This is a genomic window from Sediminibacterium sp. FW305-C-269, from assembly GCF_058231045.1.
In genome coordinates this window covers 183,763-208,116 of sequence record NZ_JBIQXQ010000002.1, presented here as the reverse complement: position 1 = coordinate 208,116, position 24,354 = coordinate 183,763, and the positions used below count along the sequence as shown (strand labels likewise).

The 24,354-nt window shown below is 45.2% G+C and carries 22 protein-coding genes and 1 tRNA gene; 9 read left to right on the top strand and 14 right to left on the bottom strand.

Features of this window, described 5'->3' with window-relative positions; genetic code table 11:
- Window positions 1–55 precede the first annotated feature (55 nt).
- From ACH3Y6_RS06275 to ACH3Y6_RS06265, 3 genes are all read right to left on the bottom strand, one after another.
- The gene (locus ACH3Y6_RS06275) at window positions 56–1,564 is read right to left on the bottom strand and encodes an arylsulfatase (protein WP_490834742.1); all 1,509 of its coding nucleotides are present in this window, start codon (window positions 1,562–1,564) and stop codon (window positions 56–58) included.
- A 501-nt stretch (window positions 1,565–2,065) separates the two neighbouring features.
- Entirely contained in the window at window positions 2,066–3,232 is a 1,167-nt protein-coding gene (locus ACH3Y6_RS06270; protein WP_490834741.1) for a sialidase family protein, read from the bottom strand.
- A gap of 24 nt (window positions 3,233–3,256) precedes the next feature.
- Window positions 3,257–4,198, bottom strand: a complete 942-nt coding sequence (locus ACH3Y6_RS06265) for a 3-keto-disaccharide hydrolase (protein WP_490834740.1) — start codon at window positions 4,196–4,198, stop codon at window positions 3,257–3,259.
- Between the two features lie 433 nt (window positions 4,199–4,631).
- On the opposite strand from ACH3Y6_RS06265, the gene ACH3Y6_RS06260 reads away from it, so the two are divergent.
- The gene (locus ACH3Y6_RS06260; RefSeq protein WP_490834739.1) at window positions 4,632–5,738 is read left to right on the top strand and encodes a serine hydrolase domain-containing protein; all 1,107 of its coding nucleotides are present in this window, start codon (window positions 4,632–4,634) and stop codon (window positions 5,736–5,738) included.
- Window positions 5,739–5,741: 3 nt separating this feature from the next.
- On the opposite strand, the gene ACH3Y6_RS06255 is transcribed toward ACH3Y6_RS06260, so the two are convergent.
- Window positions 5,742–6,146: a hypothetical protein gene (locus ACH3Y6_RS06255; RefSeq protein WP_490834738.1), complete on the bottom strand. Its 405-nt coding sequence runs from the start codon at window positions 6,144–6,146 to the stop codon at window positions 5,742–5,744.
- A 136-nt stretch (window positions 6,147–6,282) separates the two neighbouring features.
- Window positions 6,283–6,969 (bottom strand): PEGA domain-containing protein, encoded by a 687-nt coding sequence (locus tag ACH3Y6_RS06250; RefSeq protein WP_490834737.1) that lies wholly within the window; start codon window positions 6,967–6,969, stop codon window positions 6,283–6,285.
- 271 nt (window positions 6,970–7,240) lie between these two features.
- Here ACH3Y6_RS06250 and ACH3Y6_RS06245 point away from each other — a divergent pair, with 271 nt between their 5' ends.
- Entirely contained in the window at window positions 7,241–8,428 is a 1,188-nt protein-coding gene (locus ACH3Y6_RS06245; protein WP_490834736.1) for a phospholipase D-like domain-containing protein, read from the top strand.
- Here ACH3Y6_RS06245 and ACH3Y6_RS06240 read toward each other — a convergent pair.
- On the bottom strand, window positions 8,425–9,435 hold the full coding sequence (locus ACH3Y6_RS06240) for a metal-dependent hydrolase (RefSeq protein WP_490834735.1): 1,011 nt from the start codon (window positions 9,433–9,435) through the stop codon (window positions 8,425–8,427). The two genes, ACH3Y6_RS06245 and ACH3Y6_RS06240, sit on opposite strands and share 4 nt — an antisense overlap.
- A gap of 463 nt (window positions 9,436–9,898) precedes the next feature.
- On the opposite strand from ACH3Y6_RS06240, the gene ACH3Y6_RS06235 reads away from it, so the two are divergent.
- From ACH3Y6_RS06235 to ACH3Y6_RS06220, 4 genes are all read left to right on the top strand, one after another.
- Window positions 9,899–11,272, top strand: coding sequence for an alginate export family protein (locus ACH3Y6_RS06235; RefSeq protein WP_490834734.1), 1,374 nt, complete (start codon window positions 9,899–9,901; stop codon window positions 11,270–11,272).
- 65 nt (window positions 11,273–11,337) lie between these two features.
- Window positions 11,338–12,333 carry a copper-containing nitrite reductase gene (gene nirK, locus ACH3Y6_RS06230; RefSeq protein WP_490834733.1) on the top strand — a complete coding sequence of 332 codons (996 nt, stop codon included), beginning with the start codon at window positions 11,338–11,340 and terminating at the stop codon, window positions 12,331–12,333.
- A 37-nt stretch (window positions 12,334–12,370) separates the two neighbouring features.
- Window positions 12,371–13,201 carry a formylglycine-generating enzyme family protein gene (locus ACH3Y6_RS06225; RefSeq protein WP_490834732.1) on the top strand — a complete coding sequence of 277 codons (831 nt, stop codon included), beginning with the start codon at window positions 12,371–12,373 and terminating at the stop codon, window positions 13,199–13,201.
- Window positions 13,198–13,776 (top strand): SCO family protein, encoded by a 579-nt coding sequence (locus ACH3Y6_RS06220; RefSeq protein ID WP_490834731.1) that lies wholly within the window; start codon window positions 13,198–13,200, stop codon window positions 13,774–13,776. Before ACH3Y6_RS06225 ends, ACH3Y6_RS06220 begins: the two co-directional genes overlap by 4 nt.
- Window positions 13,777–14,125: 349 nt before the next feature.
- Here the strand turns inward: ACH3Y6_RS06220 and ACH3Y6_RS06215 are convergent.
- The 4 genes from ACH3Y6_RS06215 to pth all read right to left on the bottom strand — a co-directional run bounded on the left by ACH3Y6_RS06215 (window position 14,126) and on the right by pth (window position 17,675).
- Window positions 14,126–14,202: transfer RNA gene (locus tag ACH3Y6_RS06215), tRNA-Met, on the bottom strand.
- 69 nt (window positions 14,203–14,271) lie between these two features.
- Window positions 14,272–16,338 (bottom strand): alpha-ketoacid dehydrogenase subunit alpha/beta, encoded by a 2,067-nt coding sequence (locus ACH3Y6_RS06210; RefSeq protein WP_490834730.1) that lies wholly within the window; start codon window positions 16,336–16,338, stop codon window positions 14,272–14,274.
- Window positions 16,339–16,379: 41 nt separating this feature from the next.
- Window positions 16,380–16,991 carry a fumarylacetoacetate hydrolase family protein gene (locus ACH3Y6_RS06205; RefSeq protein ID WP_490834729.1) on the bottom strand — a complete coding sequence of 204 codons (612 nt, stop codon included), beginning with the start codon at window positions 16,989–16,991 and terminating at the stop codon, window positions 16,380–16,382.
- A gap of 105 nt (window positions 16,992–17,096) precedes the next feature.
- Window positions 17,097–17,675 (bottom strand): aminoacyl-tRNA hydrolase, encoded by a 579-nt coding sequence (gene pth, locus ACH3Y6_RS06200; protein ID WP_490834728.1) that lies wholly within the window; start codon window positions 17,673–17,675, stop codon window positions 17,097–17,099.
- A 164-nt stretch (window positions 17,676–17,839) separates the two neighbouring features.
- On the opposite strand from pth, the gene ACH3Y6_RS06195 reads away from it, so the two are divergent.
- Entirely contained in the window at window positions 17,840–19,126 is a 1,287-nt protein-coding gene (locus ACH3Y6_RS06195; protein WP_490834727.1) for a sensor histidine kinase, read from the top strand.
- Window positions 19,127–19,173: 47 nt separating this feature from the next.
- Here ACH3Y6_RS06195 and ACH3Y6_RS06190 read toward each other — a convergent pair whose 3' ends face one another.
- Together ACH3Y6_RS06190 and ACH3Y6_RS06185 are read right to left on the bottom strand one after the other, a co-directional pair.
- Window positions 19,174–19,764: a 50S ribosomal protein L25 gene (locus tag ACH3Y6_RS06190; protein ID WP_490834726.1), complete on the bottom strand. Its 591-nt coding sequence runs from the start codon at window positions 19,762–19,764 to the stop codon at window positions 19,174–19,176.
- Window positions 19,765–19,912: 148 nt separating this feature from the next.
- Window positions 19,913–20,869: a ribose-phosphate pyrophosphokinase gene (locus ACH3Y6_RS06185; protein ID WP_490834725.1), complete on the bottom strand. Its 957-nt coding sequence runs from the start codon at window positions 20,867–20,869 to the stop codon at window positions 19,913–19,915.
- A 75-nt stretch (window positions 20,870–20,944) separates the two neighbouring features.
- Between ACH3Y6_RS06185 and radC the strand changes: the two genes are divergently transcribed.
- Window positions 20,945–21,634 (top strand): RadC family protein, encoded by a 690-nt coding sequence (gene radC / locus ACH3Y6_RS06180; RefSeq protein WP_490834724.1) that lies wholly within the window; start codon window positions 20,945–20,947, stop codon window positions 21,632–21,634.
- Window positions 21,635–21,913: 279 nt separating this feature from the next.
- Window positions 21,914–22,288, top strand: coding sequence for a four helix bundle protein (locus ACH3Y6_RS06175; protein WP_490834723.1), 375 nt, complete (start codon window positions 21,914–21,916; stop codon window positions 22,286–22,288).
- Between the two features lie 104 nt (window positions 22,289–22,392).
- Here the strand turns inward: ACH3Y6_RS06175 and ACH3Y6_RS06170 are convergent, their stop codons facing one another.
- Both ACH3Y6_RS06170 and ACH3Y6_RS06165 read right to left on the bottom strand, forming a co-directional pair.
- Entirely contained in the window at window positions 22,393–22,698 is a 306-nt protein-coding gene (locus tag ACH3Y6_RS06170) for a DUF3467 domain-containing protein (RefSeq protein WP_490834722.1), read from the bottom strand.
- Window positions 22,699–22,814: 116 nt separating this feature from the next.
- Window positions 22,815–24,344, bottom strand: a complete 1,530-nt coding sequence (locus ACH3Y6_RS06165) for a SusD/RagB family nutrient-binding outer membrane lipoprotein (RefSeq protein ID WP_490834721.1) — start codon at window positions 24,342–24,344, stop codon at window positions 22,815–22,817.
- Window positions 24,345–24,354: the final 10 nt, after the last annotated feature.

The following is a 24,354-nucleotide window of genomic DNA, read 5'->3' as shown; positions in this document are numbered from 1 at the left end:
TGGTCAATAGCGCATAAAAAAACAGCTCCGGTCAGGAGCTGTTTTTTTATGCGTTTTATCGAAGGCCCTTTGTGTTGAACTTCGGATTAACAAACTCCCAATCCCGTATATGCGCATTACGATGTTCCTTTTTTACGATCTCTTCAAACTGTTGTATCAATTCAGGATGTTTATCAGCCAGGTCGTGATTTTCTTCCCTGTCTTTAGCCAGGTCAAATAACATCCATTTATTGTCAGGGTGAAGACGCACTTCTCTTTTGACAGCTTTCCAGTTACCCATCCTGATGGCCAGTTGTCCGCCATTTTCAGGGAACTCGAAATAGAGATAAGGATGTTGTTTTTGCGCTTTCTGATTACCCAGCAGTTCGGGCAGAAAAGAAATACCGTCTGTAGCCGGTATCGGCTGTTTTGTGAGTTCGGCCAATGTTGCCAGCATATCAAACTGCACAGAAATATGCTGACTCACTTTTCCGGAACTTATCTTGCCGGGCCAGCGGGCGATCAGTGGCTCGCGGATCCCGCCTTCAAACAGGTCTGTCTTGGCCCCTCGTAATCCGCCATTACTATTAAAGAAGAACCGGTCCGCCCCACCCACATCAAACGTGGCGCCATTATCACTTGAGAAAAAGATCAGTGTATTTTCATCTAGTCCCATTTTTTTGATCTTATCGAGGATGATACCTACCTGGTCATCGAGATAAGTGATCATGGCCGCATAGGTTGATAAAGGGTATCTGGTAGACGCATATCCTTTTTGCCCATAGTAGGGTTTTTCCTCAAACTGACCGATGTATTGCTTTACATAACTATCGGGTGCCTGGAGGGATAAATGCGGCAGTGTATACGGCAGATACAGGAAAAAAGGCTGGTTTGCATGCGTATCCAGGTAAGCCAGTGCTTTCTCTGTCATTTTTGCCGGAGCATAATCCTTCCCTTTAAAATAATCAAAATCCTTATCGGTGGCTTTGGTGGAATCCAGACGGGTATGCACCAGGATTTCAGGGTTATTCAATGGCACTCGGCGACCGTTCTCCCACAGATGGGTGGGATAATAATTGTGCGCCTGTTTCTGATCCAGGTAACCGTAGGCATAATCAAACCCATGCAGCTGCGGCTCTCCTGTAGTATTCACCATGCCCAGTCCCCATTTGCCAATGATGGCAGTATGATACCCGGCTTTCTTAAGCATATGTGCAATGGTAAACGTACCTTCCGGCAATGGCATCTGACCGCCTTCCAGGCTATCTGCAAATTCTCCCAATTCATAATTCCCGCGGATATAGGTATGACCCGCATGTTTACCGGTAAGCAACATGGCCCTGGCCGGTGCACATACCGGGGTACTGGTATAATGCTGGGTAAACCGTATTCCTTCCTTTGCCATCTGATCAAGATGCGGTGTTCTGATCTTCTGCTGACCATAACTACCCAGTTCACCATAACCCAGGTCATCAGCATAGATATAAATGATATTAGGTTTACGTTGTGCCAGAGAGGAAGCAGATGATAAAAGGCCACAAAAACCGATCACTGTAATGACTGTATGAATAAAATGTTTCTGCATACGATATTTTTCTTGTTGAATAATGGTAAAAATACGGAGACGACAATTGCTTAGCCTATTGCCGTTAACCCAAAACCTCATCCATTGCTGGTGAGGTTTATTGGGATCCAGATTCTCCTTTGTCATCTGGATTGCTATAACCAACGAACCAACTAATAGACATACCCGGCTCTGGCTGTAAAATGTATACAACAACAGCTATAGCATCAATTACCCGGTGCTTTTACACTTGGAGTAAATAAAAGATATACACTTACCCAAACAGGCTTTTATTTCAGAACCACACTGTCATTTATATTTTTCGTCTACATTCTTCCAGCGGGCAATCAAGCGAACACAAGAAAACGAATGGGGATTTATATTAAGGAACAACACAAAGTGCATCTGAACACAAGGCATCTGCAGCTATTTAATTAGTGTCTCTCCGACAGTTGGCGACGCAAGCCCAGTGCAGCATAGGCGGCTATTACAATTACCTGGTAGCCGCCTGACAAAAAATGATCACCACCGCAACAACCGGAAAGAGATCATACTGTACTGATCCCTTTCATATAGAATACCCAGCTCCCTTTTATTTACCGATACGATATCCGAATAAGCCGTGGCATCTCTTTTTTTATCAGAAATTCCCGCTTCTACCAGCCAGGATCTGGGCCAGGTTTTTCCTTCGTCAAAACTGATGCGAAGGGTCAGACTATCCCTGTGTTTCTCAGAAGCGTTATTACTGAAAGCAAGTACTGTTTTTTTACTTCGGGGATACAGGTTAAGTATACTTCCTTCACAAACGGGATCGGGTAATTGTTTATCAAAATAAACCGTATCCCAATGCTGTCCGCCATTACTGCTCAAAGCAACGATCCTTGACCGCTGGTCACCTTTCTGGTTACGGATATTCATCATTAAGCGACCGCCGGGTAAGGCTGTGGCACTGGCCTCATTGGAACCAGGCAGATTAACCACCTCGCTGAGATGAAAACTTTCACCGTGATCATCTGTATAAAAACCATGTGCCCTGTAATCACTGGCATCTGCCTGTGGTGGTCCGGCACTATGATTGGCAGCAACATAAATGCGCCCTTTGTATTTACCCTGCTGAAATTGTTCTGCATGGCCCGGTGTATTGGCATAACATCTCCAATCCTCTTTATAATCATAGGCCGGATTAACAGCAGGTTTGTACTGGCGATGAACCTGCAGGGTAATATCAACCGGTGCCGACCAGCTAACCCCGCCATCCACAGAAGTTACATACCAAACCTGCTTATAGCCTTTGCCTTTCCGGATATCGTTCTCTGTCACATTACCCGTGTTATAAAATAGAAAGATCCTCCCCTGCGGATAACGGGGGTCCGTAAGATCTACAACAGGCGCAGGATTCCCGGATTGCAAAGTATCATTATCCGTAACCTTCTGCAGGGCCGACCAGGTCCTGCCCTTATCCCTGCTTTTTTTCAGTACAATATCAATATCACCAAAATCAGATCCACCGGTTACCCGGCCTTCAGCAAAAGCCAGTAAGGCACCATCAGGTAGCTGAATGATGGCCGGAATGCGGAATACCCGGTATCCTTCCGCGCCCGAAACAAATACGGGTACTGCCTGTACCTGTGATCTGAGCAATCCGGTACAGGCAAGAAAACAAAGAGTTAATAACAAACCTTTCTTCATACATCAGCCTGCCATCAGCCAGGTTTATTTTGCCGGCGTTAGAACGATGTTCCTGAATTCAACAGGACCATGATCACCCTGGAAAAAGATCGGGCCGGCTTCTCCTTCTCTGCTATCAAGTGCACCACCGGTAATACCCGGTATGATCTGGTTGGCTATAATGGTTTTCCCATTTGCCACAACTGTTACCAAACGGCCAATAAGGGTAATATCATAACTCTGCCATTCACCAGCTTGTTTAGCAGCCATCTGGTTAGGCGGCAGGAAACCGTATATGGCGCCAAACCTATCGAACAGGCCCTCTTCTCCATAACTATCCTCTATCTGCACTTCATAACGCCCGCGCAGATAAACACCACTGTTGCTTCCTTTCGGATACCGGAATTCGAGGTGCAGTTTAAAATCATTGAATTTCTGGTCGCTCACCAGATTCGAACCCGATTTCGGACTACGCAGGATGCCATTCTCTGCCAACCATTGATTGTCACCGGTGGCATGCCAGCCATCCAGGTTCTTACCGTTGAATAACTGGATAGGCTTACCCCATACAGGGTCTTTCTCCCTTTTCAGCAAAGGCGCACGAACACCTGTCCACTCATATTTTTTACCATCTGTGTATACCATCGTACCAGTCAACTGATCCTTATTCAGTGTAAATTCAAATTCCATATCACGGGTACCAGGTTCCCATTGCGGAGGTATCGAAAAAGAATACGTACCGTTATTGCGTTTTACCTGTGCCACAGGCCTGGCACTACCAAAAGCATATACAAAACGGCCTACCAGGGTGTTTCTTCCCGAATGCACAACTTCCAGCCAGGAAGGCAGTTCTTTTCCATCTTGTTGGATCACCAGATCCCATCGGCCTTCTAAGGCAGCATCTACTTTGGCCTGCGACCAGGCAGCAGAAAAAGAAGCGATGAACAGTATGGCCAGCAGGCCAAAAGGTTTACACATTTGTTTCATGGGGATAATTTTAACAGGTATTGAAATTAAGCAAAAAAAACGTTCTGTCATCGCCTGTTCGACACAAGATTCCGAAATACCATCCCCACACAACCGATTTTCATTTATCGTATAGAACCAGCCTGCTGCTGCTATAAACCCAGTGGATTTCTTACACGCAGAAGGTAACGTGTCAATATTACCCTCTTAAGCGATGCATGGGAGCAATAACAGTTGAATCAGCTGGTGCAGGTAATTTACCAAAGCCCGTTTACCATGCCAATGAACATATTATATACCTATACCTTATCGGAATATCCAATTTTAATCATCACAGAATTTCGATAGCTGGCTGACTTTCGGAATCTCAAAATCATGATTTTCGTCAGGAAAAACAACTGCTGAACATTGTAGATTTACGACAGCTTTTACAAAGGAGCAGCCTGGATCTATCATGCTGAAAAAATCATCATACCTGTTCGGCATTTCTGTGCTTCTTGCATTGACAGCCTGCAGAAAAGAAACGCCCTGGAATGAAACCCAGGCCACTACCGACCAGATGCGGTTTATCGCAGACTCCGTCATTCAAACCACCAAAGTACCCGGACTGGTAGCGCTGGTGGTAGATAAAAAAAGAGGGATCAACTGGGTGTATACCGGTGGCGTGGCCAATCTGTCAGATCTAACTCCCATGAACAGCGGGTATGTTTTCAGAATCGGAAGCAATACCAAAACATTCACCGTAACCGTATTACTGCAACTGGTTCAGGAGCAAAAACTTTCGCTGGATGATAAGGTATCAAAATATTTTCCAAACTATCCCAAAGCAGGCGCCATTACGGTTGCCATGCTTTGTAACATGACAAGCGGCATTCCTGATTATACGCGTAACGCAGTTTGGGGAAATGTTATGGAAACCACACCTGCCAGGCGCTGGACCCCGCGGGAGCTGGTTGACTGGGCTTTTTCAGAAAATTTTCTGTTTGAGCCAGGAACCGAATTCAGATACTCGAATTCGAATACCATATTATTGGGTATGATCATCGAAAAGATCACAGGCAATAGCCTGGAGGCAGAGATCCGTCAGAGGATTATCCAACCCCTGCAGTTAACACAGACCGCTTTAATCACATCGGGCACCAGCTTTCCCGGACCACATGCCCGGGGATACTATGAAGGCAGTTTTGTAGCGGGTAATGACCAGACTGAAATATATGATTATTCCTATATCTGGGCAGCAGGCTCCGCTTATTCTACCCCGCGGGAACTGCAGAGATATGCAGAAGCACTGGTTGGCGGCGAATTACTAACACCCGTTATGCAAAAGAAAAGGCTGGAAGAAATGCGTGAGCTGGCGCCACGCCTTGCTTATGGGTTAGGCCTGTTTCGCCGGGGTTCCTTTTATGGACACAATGGAACCGTAACAGGATATAGCTCATCCATGTACCATAGCAACCTGCGCGGTTGTACGGTAATCATCTATTTCAATTCCATGCTGGAGCTGCATCCCGACTATCTGTTTGAACGGTTTATGTATATGTTATACGGACCGGAATATTAAAGTTTAATTACGCCAATCTGCCGTTAAGGCAACCAGGTGAAAAGCTGCAGGCGCATTGGGCAAAGTGGCTGTACAGGTAACACAACCCGGCTCCGGTATAGCTTCGCTGATGCGTTTTACTGTAACAACCAATCCCGACTTATCGGCAGTAAGGGTCTGCATTTTAGCAAGATCAGAACAGGTAAACCGGGTTGTAAACACATGTTCGTAGGTAGCGTCTGCTTTCACATACCCATTCACTCCATACGCAAAAAACGCTGTATCCTGAATCTGGACCACGGCATTACCACATACTTCGTCGATGATCTTTACCCGAAAAAGCTGGTCAGGCAATTCTGACGAAGATTTACTGCATCCCGCCACTGCCAGAAAAAAAAGGTGTACAAATACAAAAAGACTTCTTCTCATAACGATCATTTTAAGATTGACACAGGTCGTTCAGCAAACGTTGCATCACCGGGATAAAACAGCGCAACTGGCATAACATAAAAAACCACTTACGTTATTCCGTAAGTGGTTCTGTACAGGTGTCCTGTTGATTCATTTAGTTTTTTAACCTGGTGATCAATTCATCCAGAAAACCATCGTATTTTTTCAGGATACGGTTATAAGGCCTGAACTGTTCATCTGCATTATAAGGCGTGGAAGATCTTCCGGAAGCTTCGGATACGAATTTTACCTTATACGCAAGTGGTTTCTCAGAAGATTGTTTTACGATCAGGCGGATACGGATGGTATTGGCTTTGAACGACATACCTACCCATGAAGTTCGGATATAACCGGCTTTTTCATCGCTGTTCTCCAGAACATCGAATTTGTCCAGCACAGTACCAATCAGTTGTTTCCAGGCTTCTTCCCTGGATTTATCAGCATGCACATTGATCTGGATTTCCGTATTGGCAATATTTGATTCGATAGAAGAGGTATAGGACTCATCTTCCTGCAATTGTATATAATCGGTAGAAGGAGGATCTGCCATCCCTTTTTTAACACAATAGGTACGGCTCTCCGAGATATAGCCCTCTTGTTTTACCTCTACCGTGATACAGTTATTTTTGGCAACCTTTATTTCAACTTTTCCGGTACCCATCTGAACCCCATTCACGTAAATACGGGCCGTTTGCGGGGAAGTGGTGATGACCACTTTTTCAGCAGCATGTGTTTCAGTGATAAAAGAGAGGGTAACAACAAATAAAAGCAGCCAATAGGTTTTTGCAAACATTGTTTTCATGGTGGTTAGTTTAGGTTTGGTTATAGTGTACTCAGTTCTTTGTAAATAAGAAAATCATACTGCCGCAAGTTCCCTTACAAAAGATATCGTTAGTTGCCAACCCGATATACTACCACCTTTCCGGTTTCCCTGTTATTGGATAACGATAGCTGCTCGTAACGAATATAATGGTTTCAAAAGAATTTCCCTACTTTTCTGAAAAAGTTGCAGGTTTACCCTATGATTTCCGGACCAAAAGAATGGATTTGGGGATCATTTACCTGTTCAGCCCATGACCAGTATACATTCCTCCTTACCCGGCGGATTTACCGCGAACAACCAGGTTACACTGATCAGGGGAGGTCGTGCCTATTTCGATACCGTTATGCGGCTGATCGAGGAAGCCAGGCAATCTATTTATATCCGCGTATATCTTTTTGCAGAAGATCATACAGGTCAACAGGTTGCCGATGCACTGAAAAGAGCTGCACAAAGAAATGTGGCGGTGTACCTGCTGGCCGATGGTTATGTTTCGCAGGGCCTGTCCCAACATTTTATTCAGCAGTTGCGTGCTGCTGGTGTACATTTCCGGTATTTTGAACCGCTTTTCAAAAGCCGGAAGTTTTACTTCGGAAGACGTCTGCACGAAAAAGTGATCGTAACAGACCACCATTATGCACTGGTGGGTGGGGTTAATATTGCCGATCGTTACAATGATATTAACGACATACCGGCCTGGCTTGATTTTGCATTGCTGGCAGAAGGTGAAATAGCCAGGCTGCTCTGCATGCACTGCTGGAAAGGATGGCAGTTATTAACCCGAAAAAAAACCAGGAACTTCTGCCTCAGCAATACCCCATCTGTATCAGCTCCGTCACAAAACATTGACGTTGTCATACGTATGCGCCGAAACGATTGGGTGAAGCGTCGCAATGAGATCTCCCGTTCCTATGTAGCAATGCTCCGGAACGCAGAACAGGAAATCACCATCCTCTGCAGTTATTTTTTACCAGGTAAAATTATCCGGAAAAGCATGTTACAGGCGCGTAAACGCGGAGTGCGCATACGGGTGATCGCTGCCGGAAAATCGGATGTAATGATCTCAAAATATGCAGAGCGCTGGTTATACAACTGGTTATTAAGAGCCGGCATTGAATTATACGAGTACCAGGAAAGCATCCTGCACGGCAAACTGGCCGTTTGCGACGATAATTGGATGACGATTGGTTCTTACAACATCAACAATATCAGTGCCTATGCCAGTATCGAACTGAACCTGGAAGTTCGCAATCCCACATTTACTAAAAAAACAAGGAAAGAGCTTGACCAGATCATCATTAACAACTGTGTTCGCATCCTGCCCGATGAATTTGCACAGAAAACAACCCTGGTAAAACAATTGGTACGATGGCTCTCTTACCAGCTCATAAGAGTACTGCTTTACCTGTTCACTTTCCGTTATATAAAAGAAAACACTTAATTACCCCTGATGCGCTTCCATAGCGCTTCCGGCGTTTGCCAATTCCACCCGGCAAAACGGCCCCGCTGTACCACCAGCCTGTTATCATCCGGGTGTTGCAGAAAATAATGAAACACGAATCTGCCCCTCGGATCACTCCAGCCAACGATCTGTCCAAACCTCAGATCATTAAATACCAGGGTATCACCCCAGTTTTCCACCGTATAAAAATTTTGCGAAAATCGTTTCAGCAATTGTACTTCCGCATGATCGTGTACCGGGTTCAACAAAGAATCCTGACGGGGGAAGTATTGAAAATCAATTTCTTTTTTGCTGTCAAACACCGAATGAAACCCTACGTAAAAACCACTGTCATTACCCGATACCACATACCATAACCAATTCTGCAGGGGAGCAGGTGTGGTAAAATACTGTTCGTGCGGGATCTGCTGTTTCGTCAGTATTTCTTTGATAACACGATCTGTTTGTATTTTATTGGCAATGCAATAGCCCAGGTACAAAAAAGGAACCACCATACCCAGTGTATACCAGAATTTCCTCCGCTTACTATGTTTCGGCAACAGCAGTAATACGATAAAAGCAATACCCGGGACCAATGAGAAAAAAGGGTCGGCCACATACACCGTATTAAATGAAAACCGCAGGTGATGAAAAGGTTCAAGCCAACCCACACCATAATTGTTAAACCCATCCAGGAAAAGGTGTAATAACAGTTCTGTTGCAAAAAACAGCAGCCAGGTACGGAACCTGATATTATGCGGACGGTGAATAGCATTGGCCGTAAGTGCCAGCAGCGGGATCATCAACAAAACAAATAACAAAGAATGTGTAAATCCCCGGTGCGCCAGCAGGTTCTCAGCAGTGGGCAGCCAGAAAGAAGCAATAAAATCCACATCTGGGATACTTTGCGCCAAAGCACCCCAGATCATCGCTTTTTTACCAAAACCTTTCTCAAAAAAGACTTCGCCAACGCAGGCGCCCAATACAATATGTGTCAGCGAATCCATGAACCGGTATAATCTCTTTAAAAATAAGCAATTGCCGGCAAGCTGGCATCAACCAGCTAAAACACCTGCATAAAAGATCGAAAAGGACGAAAACAGGTCACCGGACCTATGCTACCTGATTTTCTTGATTGTACTGCCTCAATAGTAGTTATCCGGTGCCTGGATAGCCACCACTTCCTATTTGTCTTCCCCCTTCCTCGTTACTAAACATTTTTCTTTATCAGTTACCAGGATCAGCTGTTCACAACCGTCAGCGACTGCTGTGTTATTGATTGATTGGGCCGTAGCCCCAACAGTAAACGAGTTGATAAACAATGTTCAGGCCTCATTTTATCGTCATTTGAAACAAAACGGATTTGATGTGACAAAAAACAGACAAGGGCTATCGCATCTTTATGATGTGAATCATATAAGTAAAGTGAAATAAGGATTTCCTTTACACTCGTAATCATACTACCTATTCATGTTACGTAGGAATGTCTTATTAAAACACGTATATTTCACAGTATTTTGCGGAATTATTCTCGTAACGCCAACGATACTCGCCTATTCACAGCAATCCGGCTCAGACAGTTCGGACAGTCGCCTAACAATCACAGCGCAGTTCAGACCAAGATTTGAAATCAGAAATGGGGCATTCCGTCCATTGAACAAGGGAGAAAAGCCAGCGAAACTGATCAGTGAACGTATCCGGTTAACTTTTGATTATGAATACAAGAACATTCTAACGGTAAGAATTTCACCGCAAACCGTTGGTATCTGGGGGCAATCAAATATAGTCCAGGGCGTTGAAAACGATGGGAACAGGATCGCTCTTTTTGAAGCCTGGAGTAAACTGAAACTCTCAAAAAACTGGAGTTTGAAATTGGGAAGGCAGGTGATTTCATTAGACGATGAAAGGTTCTTTGGAGAACTGGACTGGGCCCAGGGAGCAAGGGCGCATGATGCATTATCGATTCAATTCAACAGGCAACGATGGGATGTAAAAGCCTTTGCCGCATTGAATCAGAATTACAAGTCGCTGTACGGCAACAACATCAATAATCCATCCGGGAATCTATACAGTACTTCGGATGCTTTCCCTTACAAAGAAATGCAAACAATTTGGGCAGGTTTTCAGGTAAACAAGAACACGAAACTGTCTTTACTCGCTTCAAATATAGGATTTCAAAATGCCGTTTCTGCCACCAGCGATACGGCTGTACACTATTCTCATACGATCGGTTTACATTATATTCATTCAGCTAAAAAGATCACAGCAACATTCTCCTCTTATTACCAGTTCGGCAAAAACAATACAGGTCAAAAAACCAGTGCTTATTTACTGGCAGTTTTCAGCAGTTATCAACTTACCAAAAAATGGAACCTGGGAGTAGGCAGTGATTGGGTAAGCGGCAATGATGTTGGCACTACACAAACAACGGATCATTCATTCAATCCTATGTTTCACACCGGGCATAAGTTCTATGGAAATATGGATTACTACCTGGCAGGCAACGGACATAAAAATGCCGGGATCTCTGATACTTATATGAAAATAAATTATAAGAGCGCAGGAGAAACCCTGGTCAGCCTGGTTTTTCATCAATTCTTTGCACCCGTTAGTGTTGTCAACGCATCCACACGGTATACGAAAAACCTCGGCCAGGAATGTGACTTCTCATTTATGAAAAAACTGAACAGGTTTACAAACCTTTCCGGGGGATATTCATTTTATATAACAACCCCGACATTACTGCTGTTAAAAAACGTTTCCGATGCACAAAAAATACAGCAATGGTTCTGGCTAAGTCTGCATGTTACACCCACAATAGCAAAATTCAAGTTTACATCTTAAATTACGAGATCATGAAAATTAAAAATTCCCTCCTATTTTCAACAGCAGCGCTACTGCTTCTATCTATGGTTGCCTGCAAAAACGGCATCAACCAGAAGGCCAATTCCAATGCTACGGAAATAGTGGCAGAAGGTAACCCGGAAGTGGCAGAAATCACCGGTGCCCCAAAAGTACCGGCACCCATTGGCAACCGGTCAGCCAAAAAGCTGATCGTAAACTTAGTTACGTCTGAAAAGGAAGGTATCATTGCCGATAGCATTCCTTATACTTTCTGGACATTTAACAATACCGTTCCGGGTAGTTTTATCCGTGTCAGAGTTGGCGATGAAATCACCATCAACCTGAAAAATGATGCGAATAGTGTATTACCGCATAATATAGACCTTCACGCAGTAACCGGTCCGGGTGGCGGCGCAGTGGCCAGCTCTACCGTTCCTGGTAAAGAGACCTCTTTTACCTTCAAAGCCATTAACCCGGGATTATTTGTATACCATTGTGCAGCGCCACCGGTACCTATGCATATCGGAAATGGCATGTACGGTTTGATTTTGGTTGAACCAGAAGGTGGACTTCCCAAAGTAGACCGGGAGTATTATATCATGCAAGGCGATTTTTATACCAAAGCCTCCACCATAAAAAAGGGGGTACTGGAATTTGACAATGACAAAGCTGTTGCTGAAAATCCGGATTATGTGTTGTTTAATGGTAAAAAAGGAGCACTACTGGGTGCAAATATGATCGAAGCCAAAGTGGGAGAAACAGTCCGTCTGTTCGTGGGAAATGGTGGTCCCAACCTGACCTCTTCCTTTCACGTGATCGGAGAGATTTTTGATAATGTTTATTTAGAAGGTGGCAGCACCATATCACATAACATACAAACGACCATGATACCGGCAGGAGGTGCAGCCATAGTAGAATTTAAATGTGAAGTTCCTGGTGATTACGTGCTCGTTGACCACTCATTATCCAGGGCTTTTAACAAAGGAGCTATTGGCAAACTCAGGGTAACCGGCGAGGCAAACCCTAAAGTATTTAATGCCAAAACAACTACCAAAGAATAACTAATTGAGACCGAAGTCCATTATACCGTATTGCCATGTGCTGCTGATCCTGATTTCTTTTTCCTGCAATGAGCTGAAAAGAAATGTAAAAGAAAATACCTTATCGGACCAAACAAGACCCGATACACTCATCCAAACACCCGTAACTGTAAAAATGGTTTATATTCCCGGTGGGGAGTATAAACCATTTTATGGTTCCGATTCGGTATTGGTTAAGGTCGATCCGTTTTTAATGGATGAAAGGGCGGTTACCAACAAGGAATTCCTGCAATTTGTAACGCTCAACCCCCAGTGGCGTAAATCCAATATCAAAAAGATTTTTTCCGATTCCGGCTATCTGAAAGACTGGCCATCAGACCTCTCCTTACCCCTATCAGCAAATCCGGATGCGCCCGTGTGTTATGTTTCCTGGTTTGCAGCAAAAGCATTTGCACATGCTGCCGGCAAACGATTACCCACATTAGATGAGTGGGAATTCATAGCCATGTCAGATGAAGTTTCTCCCAATGCCAGGTCTAAACGAAATTATTCTGACGCCATTATTGACTTATACCTTAAAAAAAACCGGCAATACAACCCGGTGAAACAAAGCAAACCGAATTATTGGGGTGTCTATAATATGTTCGATCTGATCTGGGAATGGACAGATGATTTCAATTCTGTACTTTCCACCAATGACTCCCGTGCAGGACAATATGATGATAAAAATTTGTTCTGCGCAGGTAACGCAACCAGCGCCACTGATATCCTGAATTATGCTGCATTCATGCGGTTTGCCATGCGTACTTCACTTAAAGCAAATTACACCGTAGCCAATTTAGGTTTTCGGTGTGCAAAAGATACTACTCACACAAAACAGGCAAGATGAAATACTTATTTTTAGTGGTTTTACCACTTCTCTTATTTTCGGCTTGTAAAGAAAATAAAAAAGTTTCGGCCGCACTCCCATCCGATTCGATATTCAACCTGAGTTCTACCTGGAAAAATCAGAATGGCGAATCGCTTCAATTGAAAGACCTGCAGAATAAAACACTGGTAGTGGTCATGATTTACACTTCCTGCAAATCTGCATGTCCGATCCTGGTTTCAAAAATGAAAAATATTGAATCCAAAATCAGCAGGAAAGATATAGACAAGGTTTCCCTGGTGCTGATTTCAATAGACCCTAAAACCGACACACCGGAACGACTGAAAGAATTTGCCAGGAATAATGCAATGGATACCCCACAATGGATCTTCCTTACTTCCAGCGAAGGATCTACACAGGAATTTGCCAATGTTCTTTCCATGAAATACAAGAAGATCTCTCCTATCGAATTTTCCCATTCAAATATCATCAGTGTGTTTAGTCCTGATGGGCAACTGGTGAGCCAGGAAGAAGGTAATATTGACGTTGAAAAAGTAGTTTCTACGGTGACTAAAACGGTAAAAGCATCTCGTTAATAGAAATTGCCTGACACAGCGCCTATGGCATTTATGTGGACAGATTATGCAGCATCAGCTTATTTCCTGTAAGCGTATGTAAGCATAGTTTGTAATTCATACCATAAGTAGACCCCATGATCAGGATAATAACCTTCCGTAACCGGAACAACATGAATACTGTATTATTCTGTTGAAAATTACATTCCGCAGATCGCATCAATAAGGCTCTCCTCCTTCATTGTGGTAGAGAACCAATCATTTATCTACTCATTTATAATAAGTGATAAGCCAAACAAACTAGCCGCCCTATATATCCGTCCGGACCAGCATACTACCACAAAAAAGCCCATCATGCATGATGGGCTTTTGGTAGCGAGATCGGGACTTGAACCCGAGACCTCAGGGTTATGAATCCTGTGCTCTAACCAACTGAGCTACCTCGCCAGGTCTGTTCCGTCAGAAATTTTCGCTAACGGGCTGCAAATATAGGAGGTTTGGTTAAAATGAGCGTCCTTAATAGGCTAAAAGTTTGGAGATCCGCTCCATCAACTTATCCGGTGTGGGTAACATGGCGGCTTCCAGGGCCGTATGGATAGGTACGGCAGGCAGGTTCCTGGCCCCCATTACCTCCACTTTGGCGTCCAGGAAATGGTAACATTGGTTGGAGATCCGGAGCGATAAGGCCTCCGCAAATGAGTTTTGCTGCTGTTCTTCGCTTAATACCAGCACTTTTCCATGACGCCGTACCGCCTCAAACACCGTTTCCTCATCCAGCGGGAACAGGGTACGCAGGTCTACGATCTCTATTTTACCGGGCATCCGGGCTTCTACGGCCTTGGCCCAGTACACGCCCATACCATAGGTGATGATACATACCGTTTCGCCTTTCCGAACCTTTTCGGGATCGGCCTGGGTCACAATACCGGCCTTCCCAAGGGGCAAAACATAGTGTTTATCCGGTTCAATACAGCGGGCATCATCGGTGCCGGGCACTTTACTCCAGTAGAGGCCCTTATGTTCCAGCATCACCACCGGATTGGGATCCAGGAAAGCCGCTTTCAACAGCCCTTTCATATCCGCTGCATTGGAGGGATATACAACTTTGATACCCTTCACAGATAACAGGGTGCTTTCAATACTGCCGCTATGGTAAGGTCCCCCGCCACCGTAAGCGCCCGTAGGTACTCTGAGCAGCATCTGCACGGGGAATTTCCCATTGCTGAGGTAACAGGATTTGGAAGCTTCCGTGATCAGCTGGTTTAGTCCCGGATAAATATAATCGGCAAACTGTACTTCCACGATCGGTTTGATACCCAGGGCTGATAAACCCACGGTAGACCCTACAATATAGGCTTCCTGTATAGCCGTATTAAATACGCGGCCTGCACCAAACTTATCACCCAGTGTGGCAGCTTCTCTGAATACACCGCCCAGGCGGGCGCCCACATCCTGGCCATACAATACCGCTTCGGGATATTCTTCCAGGATCTCTTCAATAGCGTGCAGGGCTGCATCCACCATCATCACTTTCTCTCCGTTCCTGGGCACCCGTTTCCCTTTTTCCTCCGTTACAGGCGTGGGGGCAAATACATGTTGCTCCACGGCATGGATATCCGGCTCGGCAGCCTGCTGCACCGATGCAAATTGCTCCGATACCCGTTCACGTGCAGCTGCTTCAACCTTGTTGATTTCATGCTCCGGATAACCCACGCCATTTAACAATAAACGCAGTTTGGGAGCCGGGTCATATAATCCGTGTTTCAGCAAGTCTTCCCTGCTCCGGTAAAATTCTTTTCGAACGCCGCTGGTATGATGCCCCAGCAAAGGCACTTTGGCATGTACCAAAACCGGCTTTCGTTCCGTACGGGCATAACCTACCGCCTGCTCCATGGTTTCATAACTCCTGATAAAGTCGCTGCCATCGCACTGCATGCGCTTCAGTCCTTTAAAGCCGGCGGCATAGTCGTAGGCATTACCTGTACGGATCTCTTCCTCTGTAGCACTGATGCTCCAGCCATTATCCTGCACCAGGTAAACAATGGGCAGTTCTTTCAGTACAGCAAACTGCAGGGCTTCGCTCACTTCCCCTTCCGACACGCTGCCGTCTCCCAGCGAACAAACCACTATTGGCAGCGTTCCATCCGCTGCTTTTCTGAAAAGCGGGGAACCCGAGCGCTCCAGGAACTGGATGCCCTGTGCCAATCCCGTAGTCGGTATGGCCTGCATGCCAGTGGCACTGCTCTGGTGTATGATCGAGGGTTTACCGGAATCCCGGCTGCTGGGGTGACAGTAATAAGACCTTCCACCCGAAAAAGGATCATCCCTTTTGGCCAGTAACTGCAACATCAGCTCATAGGGGGTGAAACCGATGGTGAGCAGGATGCTATCGTCACGGTAATAGGGACTTACCCAATCGCAGGGCAATAGCTGCATGCCGGCCGCGATCTGTATGGCTTCATGCCCACGGGACGTGGAATGCACATATTTACACACCTGCCTGTTGGCATCATAGGTATCACCCATTGCCCGGGCGGTAACCATGAGTTCATAAGCATGTAACAGGGTTTCGGGTGTCAGCATCTGCAGGTCGATCTTCGGGAATAAAACAAAAGGGTTCCGTATTATTTGATCTCGAGAGCGAATACCTTTTCCTTCTCATAAAAACCCTCAAGTACATCATCCGTAACACACTCTCCTACGCCCGAAGGGGTACCGGTATAGATCAGATCGCCGATATTGAGTGAGAAATATTGGGAAATATGCGATACAATCTCATCAAAAGGAAAGATCATATCGTCAGTATTACCGCTTTGCACCACTTCTTTGTTCTTCTGCAAGGAAAAATGGATCGGCTTATTCCTAAGCTCATCTGTAAAGGGTATCCATTTGCCAATGATGGCAGAATTATCCCAGGCTTTGGCCTTCTCCCAGGGTAGTCCTTTTTTCTTGAGTTCGGCCTGCAGGTCTCGCGCGGTGAAATCGATACCGATGGTAAATGCATCGTAATATTTACGTGCGGTATCCTCCGTTACATATTTGCCATTCTTGCAGATACGCAATACCACTTCCGCTTCGTAATGTAATTCATTGGAAAACTCAGGATAATAAAAAGGAGCGTTCGACTGCATCAGGGCAGTCTTGGGTTTCATAAAGATCACCGGCTCTTCCGGAACTGCATTGCCCAGTTCTTTGGCATGTTCTGCATAATTCCGGCCCACACAAAAAATTTTCATAAGGTAACAATTTAAAATACTAATTAAATAGCTTTTTGATACAGATACGGCAGCAGCTACTTAGATTATATTTCTTCCAGTGGCATAACGCCCGTTATGGCCATTTTATTGCCCGAAAACAAGGTTATTTGTCAGGTTCATTGTCCGCTCTATCCCTATGGAAGCAAAGGATTCAATGATCTCAACACATTTTTCGATCTTTTGTTGCACTACGGGGCTCTCAGCGCTTGTCCATTTACCCAGTACAAAATCTACCTGCCTGCCTTTCGGGAAATCATTGCCGATGCCAAATCGGAGCTTTGGATACTGGTCGGTACCCAGGGTGAGCTGGATATCTTTCAGGCCATTATGCCCCGCATCACTGCCCGATCCCCTTAAACGGAGTTTGTTCAGGGAAATGGCAAGATCATCCACAATAGTGAGTGTGGCGGCCAGCTCAATTTTTTCCTTATCCATCCAGTATTTGAAGGCCTTACCACTGAGGTTCATAAAAGTGGTGGGTTTGATGCAGACAAAGGTCTTCCCCTTCCATTTTACCTCGGCCACATCGGCCAGCCTGTCAGCCCTGAAAAAACAACCATGCTTCAGCACAAAAGCACTGACCACATCAAAACCGATATTATGACGGGTATGTGTATACTCGTCACCAATATTACCCAGACCAACTATTAAAAATTTGTTCATAGATAGCTCAAAATTAGCCAGGAAAAAGCATTCAAAATGCGTAACTACAGGAATTGAATCCTTACCCAAGCTGAATCCGCTAAAATATTCAGGAATTTTAGTTTCCTGTCCCATTATTTAATACCGTTGTCTTAATTTCACCCGGCAGCCCAGCGCGCCTGAATATGCAAGCATTGATCGGTCACATCAAACGTATTTTTTACTGGATAGCCAATATCGGGATATCTGACTCCATAAGTTTTTACGAACGGAAAAAAACACAGCTGATCAACCTCGCTGTGGGTTTGGGCATACCGGTCAATATTTATTTCGCTGTCAAAAATTTCGTTGAAAACAGAACAGAGCTGGGTATCATCAATGTCTGCCTTATGACCGGGGCTTTTACCATTCTGATCATCAACAGTTATCAGAAATTCCTGCTCGGCCGGAGCGTGCTCAGTTTCCTGGCGAGTATCCTGTTTTCTGCCAGTGCCATCCTGTTCCGTAATGGAAGTGAATATTATCTGCTGCTGAATGTGGTCATCATCATCACTTTTTTTTCGGATAGAAGATTCCTGATCAGTTTCACTATAGCCAATATTCTCCTGTTCATCGGTATCAAAATATTCCTGAATGGATCCATTGTATTTGACCAGGTTCCTTTCAGCAGGGTCATGTTCAACATGATCTGGGCAGTAGGTATGATGGTGCTGGCTTTACTTTTTTTTAAAAATGAACAACTCGCTTACCAGAAGCAGGTAGAAGAAAAGAACCATGAACTGGAAAACATGAATCAAACCAAAGAAAAACTGTTTTCCATCATTGCACATGATCTCCGGTCACCCATCGGCCAGCTCAAGTCCTCGCTGGAATTGGTGAATAAAGCATACATCACACCCGAACAGTTCATACAGGTAACCGGTAAATTATCTATGCAGGTAGACCAGGTATACGGCACACTCGACAATCTGTTACGATGGAGTATGAGCCAGTTCAAAGGAATAAAAGTCCTGCCGGAAAAAGTATCCCTGGATGATTTAATAGAACACCAGGCAATACAGTTCTTACAACAATCTCTCGAACAGAAAAATATACAGTTGCATACCGAAGGACTGCAACTGCAGGTATGGGCCGACCCCGACCACCTGACACTGATCTTCCGCAACCTGATAGCCAATGCCATCAAATACAGTTACCCCAATGGCAGCATCATGATTGGAGCCTATTCCGACAATAACCGGGTTGTGATAGAGATCAGGGACAACGGCATAGGTATGCCTGCCGAAGTGAGGGATTCGCTGTTCGGTTCCACGGTGATGGTTTCCAACACGGGCACATCAAATGAGAAGGGAACCGGGCTGGGACTGAAAATCTGTAAAGAATTTACCGAAAAGAACCAGGGAAAAATCTGGGTACAGAGCACACCGGGTAAAGGAAGCAGTTTTTACGTATCCTTCCCGAAAGCCCAATAAAAAACCCGGAATCAGATCCGGGTTTTTTAAGAAAGATATTCGGAAGATTATTTCTTCTTTTCGTCTTTTGCGGCAGTAGCTTCTTCCTGTTTCAGCTGACGGGTTAACACCACAGATGCAATAGGAATACGTGGAGAGTTGAGGATCTCGATACCATCCACTTTCACATCTTCTACACGGATGTTTCCGTTCAGGTCCAGGTTGGTGATATCCACTTCGATGTTCTCCCGCAGGTCTTTTGGCAACGCCTTCACTTTCAGGGCTTTGATCTTAGTGATCAGTTTACCACCACCTCTTACACCCACAGAAGTTCCTGTGAATTTGATAGGCAGAGTGGCAACCACTTTCTTGTCATTTACCAGTTCCAGCAGATCCACGTGGATCAGGGAATCATTTACTTTGTCAAACTGCAGGTCTTTCAGAATGCATTTGTACTTTTTGCCGTCTACCACTACTTCGGCCAACTGAAATTCACCAGTGTACACCAAAGGCTTGAAAGCCTTCGCAGAAGCATAAAAATTAACCTCTTCGGCACCCCCGTAAATTACACCCGGCACATTTTCCTGAGAGCGAATCTGGCGGGCGGCTTTTTTGCCATGCTCGGTCCTCAGGTGACCTTCGATTGTAATTGTTTTCATAATTATATTTTTTGGACGGCAAAGGTAGGGAAATAGCAATTAATAATGCGTAATTAATAATGAGTAATGAGATGAGGGGGCATAAAAAATAATTGCCTAATTATTTAAGAATCAGGCAATTACCAATTATTAATTACTAATTACTAATTTACTTGTCCCTTCCGCGCAATTGAGAGTGAATAAACAGGCTGGTAATGCTCTTGTTTTCGTAGGCATTCCGGATAGCGATCGCAAACAGATCGGCTACCGAAATGGCTTTGATCTTGGCGCTTTCCTTACGCAGTGGAATGGTGTCGCAAACCACCAGTTCTTCCAGCACACTGTTCTCAATATTTTCATAGGCATTGCCACTCAGAACCGGGTGGGTGATCATGGCGCGAACACTGCGGGCACCTTTTTCTTTCAGCAGACCGGCAGCTTTGGCCAGGGTTCCACCCGTATCACAGATATCATCTACCAGGATGATATCCCTGTCTGTCACATCCCCAATGACTACCATACTGGCAATTTCGTTGGCACGTTTACGGTGTTTATCGCAGATCACCATCTCGGCATTGAAATAACTGGCGATTTCACGTACCCGGTTGGTGCTGCCCACATCCGGGGCCGCAAATGAAAGATTGGGCAGTTTTAACTGTTGGATATAGGGAATAAAGATCGCAGAACTGTCCAGGTGATCCACCGGCACATCAAAGAAACCCTGGATCTGCGGAGCATGCAGGTCCATGGTGATGACCCTGTCTGCACCGGCTGCTTCTAACAACGTGGCGATCAGTTTGGCACCAATGGCAACACGGGGTTTGTCTTTCCTGTCCTGGCGTGCAAAACCATAATACGGAATTACGGCAATGATCTTGTAAGCGCTGGCTCTTTTGGCCGCATCGATCATCAACAACAGTTCCAGCAGGTTATCGGTGGGCGCATAAGTGCTTTGCACCAGGAAAACATAGTCGCCACGGATACTCTCAAGGAAGATCGGTTGAAATTCCCCGTCGCTGAATTTCTGGATGTTGATCTTTCCGATGGGGGCGCCAAAACATTGGGCAATTTTTTCTGCCAGCTTCTGAGAACCAGTGCCGGAGAATATCTTAACGGATGGGTTCATAATGTGTGGGGATGTGGCGCGAAGATAGAGATAAGGTTAAGAAATTGTAATTTGATTTTACTATAAATTTTCCTTATGCACAAATTTTCTATCAAAGAATGGCCCGCTGATGACCAGCCCCGGAAAAAGCTGTTACAGCAGGGAGCAGGCTCACTCAGCGATTCAGAACTGCTTGCCATCCTGATCAATACCGGTACTAACAACCATTCGGCTTTGGATGTGGCCAAAAACCTCCTGTTTTCCGCAGAAAATAACCTAAGTAAACTCGCAGAATGGAGCGTTCAGGGTATGCTGCAAAAAAAGATCAGGGGACTGGGCGAAGCCAAAGCCATCAGCATAGCCGCCGCCCTGGAACTGGGTATCCGCCGGAATGCTTCGGGGAGGAAAAAACATAAGATCACCAAAAGTGCGGATATCGCCGAATTTCTCCGGGCCTCACTGGAACACCGGCAAAAAGAAGTATTTGTGGTCGTATTCCTCAACCGCAGCAATACCATCACCCACCAGGAACTGATCAGTGAGGGCGGACTCACCGGTACCGTAGCCGATCCCCGTGTGATCCTGAAAAAAGCCCTGGAACACAATGCTACCGCCATCATACTCTGTCATAACCACCCCAGCGGTAACCTGCACCCCAGCCATGCAGACGAACTCATTACCCAAAAAATAAAGCAGGCCGCCAGCCTGCTCGATATCCTGCTTATGGACCATATCATTGTAGGAAATGAAGGGTATTTCAGTTTTGCGGATGAGGGGATGTTGTAAGGGGACTGGATGCTGGATACTGGATGCTGGATGCTGGATGCTGGATGCTCATAGCTCGTGGCTCAAAGCTGGATGCTGGATGCTGGATGCTCATAGCTCGTGGCTCAAAGCTGGGTGCTGGATGCTGGATGCTCATAGCTCGTGGCTCAAAGCTGGGTGCTGGATGCTGGATGCTCATAGCTCTTGGCTCAAAGCTGGGTGCTGGATGCTGGATGCTCATAGCTCTTGGCTCAAAGCTGGGTGCTGGAGATATAGGCTTATTATTAAAATGGATATTTTATGAGTTATAAGACACTTGAAATATGGACTTTGTCCAGAGAGTTAGTGATCGAGATCCATGAGATGAGTTTGCACCTGCCCAAATTTGAATTATTTGAAGAAGGTGCACAGATAAGACGGTCATCTAAAGCAGTAAAAGCATGTATTGTTGAGGGCTATGGCAGGAGGATGTATAAACAGGATTGGATAAAATTCCTCATATATGCAATATCCTCAAATGATGAGACCATGGATCACCTGGAAAATATATGGGAAACAAAATCACTGACAAACGAACAACAATACCTTTCCCTTTATCAGAAAATTGAGCAACTGGGCAAGATGCTTAACAGATTCATGCAATCAGTCCAACAACATCACGAATCCCCCAAATAACCACCCCCACCCCAAAAAAGATCCAGCATCCAGCATCCAGTATCCAGTATCCAGCATCCAGTATCCAGTATCCAGCATCCAGTATCCAGCATCCAGCATCCAGCCTACGCCTGCGCCGTAGGCCCCCCAAAATTCATCGGGATCTCAATATGTTCCAGGTCCTTGATCGGGCCATTGGCAGCTTCATAACGTTCAATATTCTCTTCCAGGGCGCGCATGAAGCGTTTGGCGTGCATGGGTGTAAAGATGATTCTTGATTTTACTTTGCTCTTGGGCGTGCCGGGCATCACATTCACAAAATCAATTACAAACTCAGCATTGCTGTGTGTGATGATGGCCAGGTTGGCATAACTGCCTTCGGCTACTTCTTCACTGATCTCTATGTTCAACTGTGCAGGTTGCTGTTCCATATAGGTTTGTTTGCCACAAATGTAGGCAAAGACACCGGTAAACCCGGCAGGTAGCAAAACAAAGCGGGTTGACAATATGTCAACCCGCTTTTATTCAGATGATCCGGTCATGCCGATTAATCAACATCCCAGAACAGTCTTGTTTTGAATACATCGATTCCGGTTGGAACATTTGAGTTAGAACCAGACTCAGTGTTAGGATAGAAGAAACGCAGTGGTCTGTCTGCTGAAGATACACCTGGAGATTGTGGTGTAACGGGCAGGTTAGACTTCCTGTATTCAGTCCAGGCTTCCAGACCGCTGAAATTAACCAGGGCCAGCCATTTCTGGATAGCGATTGCACGCAGCTTATCGGTAGAAGCGCTCCAGTCTGCATCAGCAATACCGCTGGTCAGCAGTGTGTTAGCATTGGTAGCTGCATCAGCAACACCCAGTATACGGAAAGATTGTTTAACACCTTCCTCGTAGTATGACTGAGCGGTACCAGGCAAAGTAACAGCAGGGAAACGCTGCTTGGCTTCAGCTAATGAAAACTGAATTTCAGCTGCAGTCATCAATATAACAGGTCTGTTAAATTGGCCTTTCACGATCAGGCTTGGTCCGATATAAGAGCTGGAAGGAGCAGTATAACCGGAAGCAATACCAAAGGGTACACCTACGTAATTCGAAACCACTTCCGGATTGGTGCTAATACCTGGCGTACTTCCTTTTTCACCGCCTTTAGCATAAGCAATACGCTTAAGACGGAAAGTATCATTAGCAGAAATCAGCTGATCAAAAAGGAACTTGGTAGGGCGAGGATAACGTCCTAAAGATTGAGTAGCACCATTGGCCTTATATCCCCATCTTTCATAAATGGGATTCAGTTTACCATCGCTGGCAACAAAAAAAGAAGGTCCACCTACCCCTACATCTTCACCCGTAATGAAACCGCTACCTTCAGTAACGATCTTATTGATCTCAGTGGTGATGTATGCATCACGTCCGGTAATACGTGACTGGTGCATCAGGATACGCAGCTTCAGAGAATTCGCAAAACGAACCCACTTAGTTGTATTACCACCAAACATAATATCCGTACCACTTCCGGTATAGGCACTGGTAAAAGCATTGGCTTTCAAATCTACGATCGCAGCATCCAGTTGGGTGATCAGCGATTCATAAACGGTTTTCTGGTTATCAAACTTAGGAGCCAGAGAACCCAATCCTTTCAAAGCATCTGTATAAGGAACGTCTCCATACATATCAATCAGCGCCTGGTACACATACGCTTTCATAACGCTTGCCGGGCCTTTGAAGAATTTCTGACCATTGGCTTCGGCATTGTTCAGTACATACTGATAGTCCTGCAGGTTATCATACAGACCATCCCAATAGTTAAAATCACCATTGGTGAACTGGTAGTTAAAAGTAGTGGGGCTCAGGATATATGAGCTGGACTGCGTCCATTGACCGGACCAATAGGATCCGATCTCGTTAGGGCTCACCATACGAGCGGCGGTCGTATTTAACGCATTAGTTAACACTACAGCAGGTGTAGCCGTTGGCACACTATTCGGGTTCGTATTGATATCCAGGAATGACTTCTTACATCCTGTCATCAACAACGCACCTAAAGCCAGTGGATATATTGATTTAAATTTCATAATTCAAAAT

Coding starts and splice junctions, on each gene's coding strand:
- ACH3Y6_RS06185 (WP_490834725.1), bottom strand. CDS start 20,869: ATGAACCCATCCGTTAAGATATTCTCCGGCACTGGTTCTCAGAAGCTG.
- ACH3Y6_RS06250 (WP_490834737.1), bottom strand. CDS start 6,969: ATGAAAACAATGTTTGCAAAAACCTATTGGCTGCTTTTATTTGTTGTT.
- ACH3Y6_RS06170 (WP_490834722.1), bottom strand. CDS start 22,698: ATGGAACAGCAACCTGCACAGTTGAACATAGAGATCAGTGAAGAAGTA.
- ACH3Y6_RS06245 (WP_490834736.1), top strand. CDS start 7,241: ATGACCAGTATACATTCCTCCTTACCCGGCGGATTTACCGCGAACAAC.
- ACH3Y6_RS06270 (WP_490834741.1), bottom strand. CDS start 3,232: ATGAAGAAAGGTTTGTTATTAACTCTTTGTTTTCTTGCCTGTACCGGA.
- ACH3Y6_RS06220 (WP_490834731.1), top strand. CDS start 13,198: ATGAAATACTTATTTTTAGTGGTTTTACCACTTCTCTTATTTTCGGCT.
- nirK (WP_490834733.1), top strand. CDS start 11,338: ATGGTTGCCTGCAAAAACGGCATCAACCAGAAGGCCAATTCCAATGCT.
- ACH3Y6_RS06195 (WP_490834727.1), top strand. CDS start 17,840: ATGCAAGCATTGATCGGTCACATCAAACGTATTTTTTACTGGATAGCC.
- ACH3Y6_RS06240 (WP_490834735.1), bottom strand. CDS start 9,435: ATGGATTCGCTGACACATATTGTATTGGGCGCCTGCGTTGGCGAAGTC.
- ACH3Y6_RS06260 (WP_490834739.1), top strand. CDS start 4,632: ATGCTGAAAAAATCATCATACCTGTTCGGCATTTCTGTGCTTCTTGCA.
- radC (WP_490834724.1), top strand. CDS start 20,945: ATGCACAAATTTTCTATCAAAGAATGGCCCGCTGATGACCAGCCCCGG.
- ACH3Y6_RS06255 (WP_490834738.1), bottom strand. CDS start 6,146: ATGAGAAGAAGTCTTTTTGTATTTGTACACCTTTTTTTTCTGGCAGTG.
- ACH3Y6_RS06190 (WP_490834726.1), bottom strand. CDS start 19,764: ATGAAAACAATTACAATCGAAGGTCACCTGAGGACCGAGCATGGCAAA.
- ACH3Y6_RS06165 (WP_490834721.1), bottom strand. CDS start 24,344: ATGAAATTTAAATCAATATATCCACTGGCTTTAGGTGCGTTGTTGATG.
- pth (WP_490834728.1), bottom strand. CDS start 17,675: ATGAACAAATTTTTAATAGTTGGTCTGGGTAATATTGGTGACGAGTAT.
- ACH3Y6_RS06265 (WP_490834740.1), bottom strand. CDS start 4,198: ATGAAACAAATGTGTAAACCTTTTGGCCTGCTGGCCATACTGTTCATC.
- ACH3Y6_RS06210 (WP_490834730.1), bottom strand. CDS start 16,338: ATGCTGACACCCGAAACCCTGTTACATGCTTATGAACTCATGGTTACC.
- ACH3Y6_RS06205 (WP_490834729.1), bottom strand. CDS start 16,991: ATGAAAATTTTTTGTGTGGGCCGGAATTATGCAGAACATGCCAAAGAA.
- ACH3Y6_RS06175 (WP_490834723.1), top strand. CDS start 21,914: ATGAGTTATAAGACACTTGAAATATGGACTTTGTCCAGAGAGTTAGTG.
- ACH3Y6_RS06275 (WP_490834742.1), bottom strand. CDS start 1,564: ATGCAGAAACATTTTATTCATACAGTCATTACAGTGATCGGTTTTTGT.
- ACH3Y6_RS06235 (WP_490834734.1), top strand. CDS start 9,899: ATGTTACGTAGGAATGTCTTATTAAAACACGTATATTTCACAGTATTT.